This is a genomic window from Clostridioides sp. LIBA-2809 (genome assembly GCF_056688965.1).
In genome coordinates this window covers 2,662,105-2,674,405 of record NZ_CP197004.1, presented here as the reverse complement: position 1 = coordinate 2,674,405, position 12,301 = coordinate 2,662,105, and the positions used below count along the sequence as shown (strand labels likewise).

Here is a 12,301-nt window from a genome sequence, read left to right as displayed (position 1 = left end):
CTCCTTTAAAACACTAATAATTATATTACCACAAAAAAATAAAAAACTTCAAGAGGTCGAAATTTAAGTTATAATATTTATAGAAAGTTGAAAGGAGATATAAAATGTACAATTTGAAAGTAAAAAAACTAAATGACGATGCTATAATACCTAATTTCGCTCACAAAGGTGATGCTGGTATGGATTTGTATTCTATAGAAGAGGTGGTAATACCTTCTGGAGAAACTAAACTTATTAAAACTGGAATATGTATAGAGCTTCCTACTATGACAGAAGCGCAGGTAAGACCTAGAAGTGGGCTTGCTTTAAAACATTCAATTACTGTGTTAAATACACCTGGAACTATTGATGAAGGTTATAGAGGAGAGCTTAAAATTATATTAATAAACCATGGGAAAAATGATTTTAAAGTTGAAAAACATATGAAAATTGCTCAAATGATAGTAAAACCTATCTATGATATTAATATAGAAGAAGTGAAAGAATTAAGTGATTCTGAAAGAGGAAAAGGTGGATTTGGTTCGACAGGATTTTAAAAAGTTACAAAAAAGTTAAAAAATATAGCCATCTTTTAAAAAGGCAAAAGATGGCTATATTACTAAGTTGCAGGCTATTGATGATTAAAATTCACTTATGGTAATTTATGGTAAATAAATATTACTATAGACAAATAGTTACAAATTTGTAATAATATTAATATAAAAGAAATAATTGATATTTTAATATAGTGTCAGTTATTTCTTTTATATTTAAAAAATGAATAAAGCTACTAGAAAAGAGGAGATGAGTGGAAAGTTATGAATTTTAATCAAAAGAGAATAGCAGCCAGCATAATGGCAACTGCGATAATAATGCCTACAATGGGGAACTTAGCATATGCTGATGAGTCTGGGGTAGAGAGTGTAAGTATAGAAAACAGAACAATAACAGGGAATGCAGTAAATTTTAGAAAAGGACCAAGTACAGACCATGAATCAATGGGGAAACTTTACAAAGGAGATAAAGTTGAGTATGTAGGAAAAGAAGGTTCTTGGGCAAAAGTTAAATATAATGGAAACACAGGTTATGTGCATGGAAATTATGTAGGAATAAATAACCTTGGAAATAGTAATGAAAGTAATGATGCTTCAGTTAAGTCAACAAAAGTTGTTACAGCAAAAGGGTTAAATTTTAGAACAGGACCAAGTACAAGTAGTTCTAAAATATCTACACTAGGATACGGTACTGAAGTTGGATACATATCTGAGTCAAATGGATGGTCAAAAATAAGTTCTAATGGTAGAGTGGGTTATGTTTCAAGTAAATACTTAGGAACTAGTATAAATGAATCTACAAATGGAAATACTGGCAGTAGTTCAAATGACCTTGTAAAGGACACAAAGGTTGTAACGGCAAAATCACTAAACCTTAGAACAGGACCAGGTACAGGTCACTCTAAAGTAGCTACATTAAGCTATGGAACTGAAGTTGGAAGTATTGCTGAAAATGGAGGATGGACAAAAGTAAATCATGACAATCAAACGGGATATGTGTCAAGTCAATATCTTGCTGAAAAAGGTTCTGTTGATACTTCAACTCCATCTGATTCAACTAACTCTCCAAGTCAGGGAGCTGATAGTGTAATAAGTTTTGCAAAGACTCTACTTGGAAAACCATATGTATGGGGAGCGGAAGGTCCAAATAGTTTTGACTGTTCTGGATTCACACAATACGTTATGAAAAAATCAGCAGGAGTTAGTATACCAAGAGTGTCTAGAGATCAAAGTAAGTATGGAACATATGTAAATAGAGGAGACCTTAGAAGTGGAGACTTAATATTCTTTGATACACAAGGGTCAAATAATGGTTCTGTAAGTCATGTTGGAATATACATAGGAAATGGAGATATGATACATGCATCTTCAGGTTCATCAAAAAAGGTAACAATATCTAATATAAATAGTAGTTACTATTCAAGTAGATATGTAAATGCAAGAAGAGTTTTATAATCATTTTTTATTATAGAGCTCAATAAATAGATTTTTCTTTATTGCTTATAATATAAAAGCAGGTACAATATTGATAGTATTATAGATTATTATCTATGTTACTACTTAATTGGTACCTGCTTTTTTCTTTATTTTCTTTAAGTATAGAAAATAAACTATGTTTATTTTATTTTGTAAACTTTAACAAAAACAGTAAATTATAAATTATCAAATAATAGTAGTTTATATAAATAAAAATTTTAGAACATTTTTTGAGATTCTTCTAATTCGTAAGCATCCATTAAAGCTTCACCAAATCTTTGATAGTGAATTATTTCTCTTTGACCTAAGAATTTTAGTACTTCTATAACATCAACATCATCTGTTAAATTTATAAGTTGATAATAAGTTGCAAGTGCTTTTTGCTCAGCAGCCATATCTTCATGTAAATCAGTTACAGGGTTTGACATAACAGCAATAGGTCTTACATCAAATGGAACACCATTTGAATCTGTTGGATAAATTCCGTATCCATTTTGTGCATAGTTTGAACCAAGACCTGCAGCCTTTAATTCTTCTGGGCTTGCATCAGAAGTCAACTGATAAACCATAGTACATATAAGCTCAACGTGAGCTAGTTCTTCTGTACCAATATCTGTTAAAAGTGCACGCATATTGCCAGTAGGCATTGTATATCTTTGGCTTAAATATCTTAAAGATGCTGCAAGTTCTCCATTTGGCCCACCAAATTGAGTTATAAGAAATTTAGCCATTCTAGGGTCGCAAGTTTTTATATTAACTGGGTGTTGTATAGTTTTCTGATATATCCACATGAATTTTCAATCCTCCAATACTTGATGTCTAATAATTAAATTCTCTGTCCCAAGGCCAAGGTTGTTCAGCCCATTGCCAAGGGCATCTACTTGGAGCATACCCAAAGTTAGTTAAAGGACCGTATTTATTTTCGTAAGCGTATCTAGCTTGCGCAAATTGATTACATAATGAATTGTAAGTGTTGATAGCGTTTTTATCATCAGGGTGAGTGTCTAAATATAAGTTCATATCAACACATGCAAAAGATGTCTCCTGAATTTTTCTCATAAGTTCAGCTCTAGATGAATCTTTCATTATCTTCTACCTCCTCTATATTTTTTTGGCTTAGCATATAATTCTTTGTTGTACATTTCAGAATCTAATAGATTTAGTTCTGGAAATATAGTTCCAAATTTTAATGCATCAGAAAGGCAGTACATTTCTGTAAAAATTTGATTATTAACGTATGGTCTAGCTAAAGATGGACCACAATTCTTTTTGATATCTCTAGTTTTATTTTCCAAGATGAAAACCTCCTTGTTGTAAATAGATAGGTAACTCTATCTAGTGTATAATATTCAGTCATTTAAAAATCGTTACTCATAATAAAATATTAAATGAGAAAAATAAAAAAGATAATAAAAGAAAGAGGTTATTTATGTTATTATAAGTTTATGCATTATTGAAAATTATAAATTATTTGTTGAAATTAAAGTGAAAATTATAGTATTTTATAGATGAAGGTAGACTTTTTTGTAAAATATTATTAACATAAATATACGAGGTGATTAAATGAGTGAGCTATCAGGAAAAGGCTGTGAAATTATAGTTCCTTTTGAGGAAAGACTTCCAGTAAGAGATATAGAAAAAAGTATAATAAAAAAATATAGAAAAAATTTATGGTCCAAGTTTATGAAAGCAATAAGAGATTACAAATTAGTTGAAGAAGGGGATAAGATAGCTGTAGCAATTTCTGGTGGAAAAGACAGTATTCTTATGGCTAAAATGTTTCAAGAGTTAAAAAGACATGGACAAGTTAATTTCGATGTTGAATTTATTGCTATGGACCCTGGATATCATGCAAATATAAGGCAATTACTTATAGATAATTGTGAGTATCTAAATATACCAATACATTTATTTGATTCAAGAATATTTGAAATAGCAGATGAGATAGCAAAAGATTATCCATGTTATATGTGTGCCAGAATGAGAAGAGGAGCATTATATTCAAAAGCAGAAGAGTTAGGATGTAATAAACTTGCATTAGGTCATCATTATGATGATGTAATAGAGACAACAATGCTTAATTTATTGTGTGCTGGTAATTTTAAAACAATGCTTCCTAAACTTAATTCTACTAATTTTGAAGGAATAAAAATCATAAGACCGCTTTATTATATAAGAGAAGAGCATATTATAAGATTTATTCAAAATAGTGGGATATGGCCATTAAATTGTGCATGTATGGTTGCTGCTAAAAAAACAGGAAACAAGAGATATGAGATAAAAGACTTAATAAAGAGCTTAGAGCCAAATTTTAAAAATGTAGAAAAATCTATATTTAAGGCGGCAGAAAATGTAAACCTTGATTCAATACTTGGTTGGCAACAAAATGGGGAGAAACATTCTTTCTTAGAAGATTTTGAATAAAAATAATTAAAAAGAATCACTATAAACAATTGGAAAGGGTGTTTATATTGAAAAGAGTATATATAGACTTTGAAATGAATATGCCAAATTCTAAATCAAAGAGGGCAGTATTGAATTCTGATATAATTGCAATTGGAGCAGTTATGTATGATGAAAAAACAAAAAATATTGATAAATTTAAATCTTTAATAAAGCCAGTGAGTAATGAAGAAGTGTATCCTCATATACAGGAATTAACACATATATCTTCAGAAGAATTGAAGAATGCACCAAGTTATGAAGAGGTCATGAGAAAGTTTAAAAAATGGCTAGGCATATTTTCTGATATTGAAGGAATATATACTTTTGGCAACTTAGATTTGACATGTTTCAATAATACTGATATTAGAAGTTCTAAGAAAAACAATCATCCAAGATTTGTAAATAATATTAGGGATTTATTTATAGATATAAAAGAAAAATATATAAATTGTGGTATGAGATGTATGAACTACATATCATTAAAAAATTTACTTGAGTTTGCCAATTTAGAGTTTAGTGGAGACGCTCATGACCCATTAAACGACGCATATAATTTATTTGTTTTAGATGAGGCAATCACAAATAATGTAGCAATACAAAATCTTTTGATAATACGAGATATAATAAGACCACCATTTAACGACATAAATTGTGATTTAGATAATTGTTTTAATAAATTTAAAGAGTCACTGTATAAAAAAGAAGGAAATTATAATATTGTAGATTTTTCTATTGAAATAATAAAAACTGTGAGAATGTACTTATCAACAATTATAAATATAAATATACAAAATTTAGAGGTTATGAAAGATGTAAGTAAGAAACTGGATACTATAGATAAACTGAAAGATATAGAAGAAGGTTATTTTTACTTATTGGAAGATGTATATTTTGATATGAAAGACTTACTAGAAGATTTAATGCTTTATAGAGTGCATGAAGATGAGTATAAGTATGAGGTAGAAAATATAATAAGAATGTTTGATGAAGATTTATATAATGAAAAAATATATATAAATAAAGATAATAGTATAAATATTGTTAATAAGATATAGGAAATTATTAATAATACAGTAAAACTTGATGAGTATGATAATTTTTTATGAGATTAAAGTTAAATAGAGCTAAATTAATATAAAATAATAAAAAATGTAGAAGGTATGTGTACTTTCTGCATTTTTCATTATACATTATTTTAAGTTTAAGAAATGTAGCATAGGTTTTATAATTAATATATTTTATTGATATTTTATGATTGTAAAATTCAAAAACTACTTCTTGCGAAAGTAATTTATTTGTTGTATTATAATTTACATAAATATGTAAGATAATTAAAAGGTATTATTAGAGTAGATATATTCAAAATTTTAACTATTAGTTTATATATTAAAAAGATGAAGGGTAGGATGAAGTCATGGGTTTTAGAGAAGTGAAAATTGAGGAATTACAGTTTAATCCATTTACTAAGATTGGTAAAGAATGGTTGCTTATAACAGCTGGTAATTCAGAAAAATTTAACACAATGACTGCTAGCTGGGGTGGTGTTGGAGTATATTGGAGTAAAAATGTTGTTACAACTTACATAAGACCACAGAGATATACAAAGGAATTTGTAGATAATAATGATACATTTACAATTGCATTTTTTGATGAAACATACAGAGAAGCTTTAAATATTTGTGGAACTATTTCTGGTAGAGATATAAATAAAGTAGAAAAATCAGGACTTACACCATATTTTGTAGATGATACTGTAGCTTTTGAAGAAGCTAACATGATTATGGTATGCAAGAAATTATATCATGACTCTATGCCACCAGAAAATTTTGATGCCAAAGAAAATGATAAAAAGTGGTATCCAGAGAAAGATTATCATACTATGTATATTTCAGAAATTATAAAAGTTCTTGTAAAAGAATAGCTATAGTAAAAATATCTAAAAATAATTCATTATAAGGGAATTAATGTAACTTTTTATCTAGTATTTAATATAGATACTAATGACTAATCAGATGTTAATTATTAAATAGATACTATTGTAAAAGAAGATGAACTCCATTTGATAGGGTTCATCTTTTTATTTATTCATGTAAAATTAATTATCTGAATAAAAATATTTATTTGAAATATTCAAGTGTATTTTATAAATATCTTTATGTTAATTAGAATCTAAATTTATTACTTTTATAATGGCTTTGTTTTAACATAAATAACTTTAATATTAATTTTATTCAATATATTATTATAAAAGTATAAATATCACTTAATAAAAATATATATTGTATTAGGTATTTTAAATAAATTTTTTAAAGGGTGATTTATTATGGAAAGTATAACTAGTTATTTTAGAACAATATTATGTGTATTTATATGTTTATCGTCTGTATTTATATTTATTCAATTAGCTAGAGTATTCATTAATAATAAAAAGATTAATCAGAAGAATAAAATGAAAAAAGGATTTAGATATGATAGAGATTTAATTGAAGCTAGAAGAGAAGATGTGTATGTAAAAGACAATAATATTAATAAGAATAATAGCAGCAATAGCAATAAAAAATTAAAAGAAGAAAAAGTATTCAAATATGACAATGGAGACCTATATAAAGGTGAGTTTGTTGATGGAAAGAAAAATGGATTTGGAATATATATTTTTTCAAGTAAGGAAAGATATGAAGGGCTGTGGAAAGATGATAAGATGCATGGAATAGGAAAGTATACTTATAGAGATGGTTCAACATATACAGGTGAATTTAAATACGGATTAAAAAATGGTTTGGGAAAGTTAACATATCCAAATAATGATATTTATAAGGGATATTTTTTAGATAATAAGAAAAATGGCAAAGGTGTATTATACAAAAATGATGGAAATAAACAGGCAGGAATATGGGAAGATGATGAACAGTGTAAAAATTTAGATTTTAAAGATTTAAACAATAAAGAAAGAAATAATTTTTATCAGAATAGATTAAACAATCATAAAGTGAAAATTTAGCAATTATAAAAAAATAATCTTTATTTTAGTGAAAAAAATAATATATGTGTGTTGTAATTTGTAAAATCTTCCTATATCATATAAAATTAAGTATTGATTAGTCCATTACATAAATATAGAATATAAATATATCCACTTGATTATGCAAAATTCTATGAAGCAGGAACCTTGTAACTTTAGTCATGAGAGGTTCAGAATAAGGAGAAGAGATATGAATGAATATGTAGTTGTGGATTTAGAAACTACAGGTTTAGATCCATATAAAGGTTGTGAAATAATAGAAATAGGAATAACAGAAATAAAAAATGACGAAATTGTAAAAAACTATTCAAGGTTGGTAAAACCTAAAGGTATAATTTCTTCATTTATAACAGAATTGACACATATAAGTAATGAAATGGTAGAAAACGAAGAGCCTCTAGAATTGGTTTTACCTAGATTCAGAAAATACATAGGCAATAGAACTATAATTGCACACAATGCAAAATTTGATTTAAAGTTTTTAAATTACTATCTTAGAATATTAGATTTGGAGCCAATAAACAATTATGTATGTACACTAGAATTATTAAAAAAATGTAAAAGTTATAAAGGAAAAAATAAGAAGCTTGAAACAGCTTGTGCTTATTACAATATAGAGAATATAAATGCTCATAGAGCTGACAGTGATACTTTAGCAACTGCAAAACTATTTTTGAAAATAAAAGATGAATATTAATCTTAAATAAAGAGAAAATTAGTGAAAATATCCTTTATAAAATTGACCCTTAAACTTACAATTTTGTTCTTTGATTTATTTTGTAGAACAATGTATAATGTACCTTAGTATGAAGAAGGGAGACTAAAATGGGTTATTACGATGATGATGATAATAATAAAATAAGACGTAAAAAAGTCAATAATAGTAAAGATAGTAATAAAAAATCTAAACATTCTTATACTTCGACAAATAAAAAAAATAAAAATTCTAAGACAAGTTCTAGTAAAAGAATGAGTGAAAAAGTAGATTCACAGAATCTTATAAAAAGAGAAAGAGATAGTTTTACAAGAGATAATGTAAGACCTTTAAATACAGATTATAATCAAAGAGAAAGAAGAAGAGTTGATTACAAGCAAAGAGAGAAAAAACTAAAAAGTAAAAAAAGAAAAAAACAAAAAAGGATTAAGATAGCTAGAGCATTGTTATCTATTATGCTAGTTGCACTGATTATACTTTCAGTATCAGGAGCAATATTTACAGTTTCAGCTATAAAAGGGTCGCCTGAAGTCACTAAAAAATTAATTAGGTCTAAATATATAAGTAGCGAGGTTGTAAGTATAAAGCAGATGCCAAATGATTTAAAACAGGCTATAGTTTCCATAGAAGATGAGAGATTTTATAAGCATAAAGGAGTAGATGTTATTTCTTTAGCTAGGTCAGTGCTCAATAATGTATTTACAGATACGACACAAGGTGGAAGTACTATAGATATGCAAGTTTCAAAAAATCTGCTTACCAGTGATGATAAAACTATGAAACGAAAAATAAGGGATATGTATAATGCTAAGCAGATGAATAAGATTATGACTAAGGATGAAATTCTTGAAGCATATTTAAATAATATGTATTTAGGTAAAAATGCATATGGAGCTGCAAAGGGAGCTGAAGTGTATTTTGGTAAAAAAGTTGGTGAGTTAAATTTAGCTGAATGTGCTATGTTAGCTGGTATGACGAATAATCCTGCAAGGTATATTGACCATGGAGAGGCTAAGAAGAGACAATTGATTGTGTTGTATAAGATGCATGAGCTCGGTTATATAACCGATAAGGAATATAGAATAGCAAAAGCTGATGATACTCCATTTAAATCAGAAATTGATTAAAACTATAAAAAATATAGCGTTTTCAACAGTTTGAATAACTTAAAATGCAACAAAATGGGTGGTTTGCCACCAATTTGCCACCGAAGTTACAATTCGGTGGCAAATTAATTTATAATTTTTTCAAAAATATTCACTGTTTCAGTTTTCATTTTACTAGTTACATGAGAATACGTGTTTATAGTAGTGGTAATTTTATTATGACTAAGTCTTTTTTGTATATCTCTAACAGAAGAATCAGTCTTAGGTGTTTTGTCTATATTCCTTTGTAAATAGAAATGGAACATAAAAAATTAAAATAAGTATTGATACTTCTACTATATCAGAATGAGTAATAGTTGTACCATATGTCAGACTAGAAGTCGATATAAGAAAAGATGTATTATTTAAAGCGTGGATTACAGCACAAAACCATACATTTTTAGTCTTCATGTAGACATATCCTAAAAATATTGAAATTCCAAATATGTATATTGAGCGAGATATTAAGCCTAATACTGGTGTTTCAGGTGTATATAATGTAAATATTAGAGGTAAATGCCATAAATTCCAACACATACTTAGTGCTATAACACCTATTTTTTTACCAAATCTGTCAAAACAGATATCTTGCAAAAAGCCTCTCCAACCATATTCTTCACCAAAAAAGAGATATATAGAGAAGAAGGACATCATAAAGGAGAATATATAATTCAAAATACCCTCATAGTTAGGTTGATTTCCTTGCATTATCAGGCTAAATGATATTGGAATAATTTTGGAAAGCATGAAGTAAAAAATTAATAAAGAGCCTATTTTAATATTTTTTATAAGATACAAATCTTTTACACTATCAGAATAAAGAATAATAAATAAACTACTTATAATAACTAATATAGTATTTAGTGATTGAAATTGCTGATTATTTATTAAGTTTAACAATTCAATAATAAGTAGAAATAAATAAATTATAAAAAATAATATTATTAATGAATAAAACTTATATTTATCATTAGTCATTCCTTCTGTATAAAATTTTGCAATTGAAACTGAGGATAAGGGTAATATCATCATAAATAATCCAAAGTTTTCTGGGTCAATAAATTGTTTAAAATATAATAGAAAACCTAATAAATAAGTTAATCCAAAAGTTATAGAAAAAAATATTATAATCTGAATTTTCTTTCTTTTTGTTTCGTCTTCAATATATATTGGATTTAATAAATTAATCCATTTATCTTGTAAATTCAATAGAAAAAACCTCCTTTAGATTAGGATTTTCTTTTTTTGTTAAATAAATAAATTAATAAAAATGCAATTCCAGTTCCAATTATTATTCCTACCATAGTATCTATTATCAATTTTTTAAATATAAAAAATGCTATAATTAGACCTAAAATATATCCCCCAAAATAGGTTGAAAGTTTTCTTTTCATACAATCACCAACTTATACTCTAATTTAGTTTATTTAATTAGAGTATAGCAGTGAAACAAGTACAAAAGGTATCTAAAATATTACAGATATTAACAAATGATATAAATTTATAGTAAAAATTGTAATAGTGCAATGAACAAAAATTATCATACTAAAATATAAGAAATATTATAATCAAATTACCAAATTACATTAATATACATTAAAAGCATTCTAATAATATAAGTGCTTTTGATGTATATTTTATTAAAGTATAAATTATTAATGATAATGTTTAAAAACATTTAGAATGCTGTAAAACCTCCATCAACAGGCATAAATATACCAGTTACATTACTTGCTTCATTTGATGCTAAAAATAAGGTGTTTTAAAAAGGTTAGAGGGGAGGTGATTTTTAAGTACAGAGAAAATAGGTAAACTTACACACTATAGTATACTAGTAAAAGAGAAAAAATATCTAAGTTTTGAAATGAAAGAATTTTTGAAGAACATATGTAAAAATTCAATTTCAAGCTCAGTGTCAGCATTATATGGCAAAGATAAGCAAGTAGACGACAATACCTTAGATTTATTATAAGAAGATGAATAATCCTGTTAGTATATTAAATGCGGTGGTAAATTGTTTCAGTGTGCAAGTTGAGAATAGAGTATTGTTTTAAACACTATAGTGTGCTAAAATTTATTTGTATTTTGTAAACTTAGAAATAGATTTAGTTTTCTAGGGTTCCGCATTTTAGAATGGCCAGGTCCAAGAGAAAACGCACGATTATTGTGTACACGGAAGGATAAAAGCCTGGGAGATATTTAATAATATTTCTTTAGGCTTTTTTATTTTTATATATTTTAAAATTTAGGAGGTATTCTAATGAAAAGATTTGTTATTGAGGATGAGTTTTGGAATTTATTTCCCAATGCTAAGCTTGGAGTTGTTATTTGTCATGATATAGACAACTCTATAGGAAATGAAGAATATGAGAAAATGATTTTGCAGGGACAAGAAGAAGCACTAAAATACTTGAAGGATTCAGAGTTTAGTAATAATCAAGTAATTAAAGTATGGAGAGAAGCATTTAAAAAGTTTAAAACGAAAAAAGGGGCAAGGTCATCTATTGAGGCGTTATTAAAAAGAGTACATAATGGAAACAATATAGGAACTATTAACCCTTTAGTGGATATCTACAATTCTATCTCACTAAAATATGCATTACCTTGTGGAGGAGAAGATATAGATAAATTTATAGGAGATATTAGGTTAACTAGAGCAATTGGAAATGAGGAATTTATTCCATTGGGGACAGATGAAAATTCATCTCCATATGAAGGAGAGATAGTCTATAAAGATGATGAAGGAGCAATTTGTAGATGTTGGAATTGGCGTGAAGCAATAAGAACAATGCTTACTGAAAGTACAAACAATGCCTTTTTATGTATTGAATTAGTAGATGAAAGTAGATTTGAAGAATTTGAAAATGCTTTAAGTGAGTTAGCTAAAAGGATTCAAGAAAATTTAGGTGGTACATGTAAAATTTCAATTTTAGATATTAACAATAAAGAAGTATCAATAAATTAATAT

14 protein-coding genes, 1 pseudogene and 1 riboswitch are annotated in these 12,301 nt (G+C 27.0%); of the genes and pseudogenes, 10 read left to right on the top strand and 5 right to left on the bottom strand.

What is annotated here, in order from left to right; genetic code table 11:
* Window positions 1-104: 104 nt before the first annotated feature.
* Both dut and ACTG44_RS12650 read left to right on the top strand, forming a co-directional pair.
* Window positions 105-536 (top strand): dUTP diphosphatase, encoded by a 432-nt coding sequence (dut, locus tag ACTG44_RS12655; protein ID WP_021385268.1) that lies wholly within the window; start codon window positions 105-107, stop codon window positions 534-536.
* 261 nt (window positions 537-797) lie between these two features.
* Window positions 798-1,988: a C40 family peptidase gene (locus tag ACTG44_RS12650; protein WP_021385281.1), complete on the top strand. Its 1,191-nt coding sequence runs from the start codon at window positions 798-800 to the stop codon at window positions 1,986-1,988.
* Window positions 1,989-2,227: 239 nt separating this feature from the next.
* Here the strand turns inward: ACTG44_RS12650 and ACTG44_RS12645 are convergent, their stop codons facing one another.
* Genes ACTG44_RS12645 through ACTG44_RS12635 form a run of 3 tightly spaced genes read right to left on the bottom strand, consistent with a single transcriptional unit; the run spans window position 2,228 to window position 3,304 of the window.
* On the bottom strand, window positions 2,228-2,800 hold the full coding sequence (locus ACTG44_RS12645; protein ID WP_021385285.1) for a manganese catalase family protein: 573 nt from the start codon (window positions 2,798-2,800) through the stop codon (window positions 2,228-2,230).
* A 28-nt stretch (window positions 2,801-2,828) separates the two neighbouring features.
* Window positions 2,829-3,095 (bottom strand): spore coat protein CotJB, encoded by a 267-nt coding sequence (locus ACTG44_RS12640; RefSeq protein WP_021385274.1) that lies wholly within the window; start codon window positions 3,093-3,095, stop codon window positions 2,829-2,831.
* The gene (locus tag ACTG44_RS12635) at window positions 3,095-3,304 is read right to left on the bottom strand and encodes a spore coat associated protein CotJA (RefSeq protein WP_021385270.1); all 210 of its coding nucleotides are present in this window, start codon (window positions 3,302-3,304) and stop codon (window positions 3,095-3,097) included. The genes ACTG44_RS12640 and ACTG44_RS12635 overlap by 1 nt, the downstream gene beginning before the upstream one ends.
* Before the next feature lie 268 nt (window positions 3,305-3,572).
* Between ACTG44_RS12635 and ACTG44_RS12630 the strand changes: the two genes are divergently transcribed.
* From ACTG44_RS12630 to ACTG44_RS12605, 6 genes are all read left to right on the top strand, one after another.
* Window positions 3,573-4,433, top strand: a complete 861-nt coding sequence (locus ACTG44_RS12630) for a tRNA 2-thiocytidine biosynthesis TtcA family protein (protein WP_021385277.1) — start codon at window positions 3,573-3,575, stop codon at window positions 4,431-4,433.
* A 47-nt stretch (window positions 4,434-4,480) separates the two neighbouring features.
* Window positions 4,481-5,509, top strand: a complete 1,029-nt coding sequence (locus ACTG44_RS12625) for a 3'-5' exonuclease (RefSeq protein ID WP_021385272.1) — start codon at window positions 4,481-4,483, stop codon at window positions 5,507-5,509.
* A gap of 359 nt (window positions 5,510-5,868) precedes the next feature.
* On the top strand, window positions 5,869-6,375 hold the full coding sequence (locus ACTG44_RS12620; protein WP_021385273.1) for a flavin reductase: 507 nt from the start codon (window positions 5,869-5,871) through the stop codon (window positions 6,373-6,375).
* Window positions 6,376-6,777: 402 nt separating this feature from the next.
* Entirely contained in the window at window positions 6,778-7,452 is a 675-nt protein-coding gene (locus tag ACTG44_RS12615) for an MORN repeat-containing protein (RefSeq protein WP_479920541.1), read from the top strand.
* A 211-nt stretch (window positions 7,453-7,663) separates the two neighbouring features.
* Entirely contained in the window at window positions 7,664-8,170 is a 507-nt protein-coding gene (locus ACTG44_RS12610) for a 3'-5' exonuclease (protein ID WP_479920540.1), read from the top strand.
* A 128-nt stretch (window positions 8,171-8,298) separates the two neighbouring features.
* Window positions 8,299-9,315, top strand: coding sequence for a transglycosylase domain-containing protein (locus tag ACTG44_RS12605; protein WP_479919122.1), 1,017 nt, complete (start codon window positions 8,299-8,301; stop codon window positions 9,313-9,315).
* A gap of 240 nt (window positions 9,316-9,555) precedes the next feature.
* Here the strand turns inward: ACTG44_RS12605 and ACTG44_RS12600 are convergent, their stop codons facing one another.
* Together ACTG44_RS12600 and ACTG44_RS12595 are read right to left on the bottom strand one after the other, a co-directional pair.
* Entirely contained in the window at window positions 9,556-10,542 is a 987-nt protein-coding gene (locus tag ACTG44_RS12600; RefSeq protein WP_479920539.1) for a CPBP family intramembrane glutamic endopeptidase, read from the bottom strand.
* A gap of 20 nt (window positions 10,543-10,562) precedes the next feature.
* The gene (locus tag ACTG44_RS12595) at window positions 10,563-10,727 is read right to left on the bottom strand and encodes a succinate dehydrogenase (protein WP_479917099.1); all 165 of its coding nucleotides are present in this window, start codon (window positions 10,725-10,727) and stop codon (window positions 10,563-10,565) included.
* A 404-nt stretch (window positions 10,728-11,131) separates the two neighbouring features.
* Between ACTG44_RS12595 and ACTG44_RS12590 the strand changes: the two are divergent.
* Together ACTG44_RS12590 and ACTG44_RS12585 are read left to right on the top strand one after the other, a co-directional pair.
* Window positions 11,132-11,305, top strand: a pseudogene (locus tag ACTG44_RS12590) (BlaI/MecI/CopY family transcriptional regulator); the annotation flags it as partial.
* A 130-nt stretch (window positions 11,306-11,435) separates the two neighbouring features.
* Window positions 11,436-11,530: riboswitch (guanidine-I (ykkC/yxkD leader) on the top strand.
* Between the two features lie 63 nt (window positions 11,531-11,593).
* Window positions 11,594-12,298: a B3/B4 domain-containing protein gene (locus ACTG44_RS12585; protein WP_479920538.1), complete on the top strand. Its 705-nt coding sequence runs from the start codon at window positions 11,594-11,596 to the stop codon at window positions 12,296-12,298.
* Window positions 12,299-12,301: the final 3 nt, after the last annotated feature.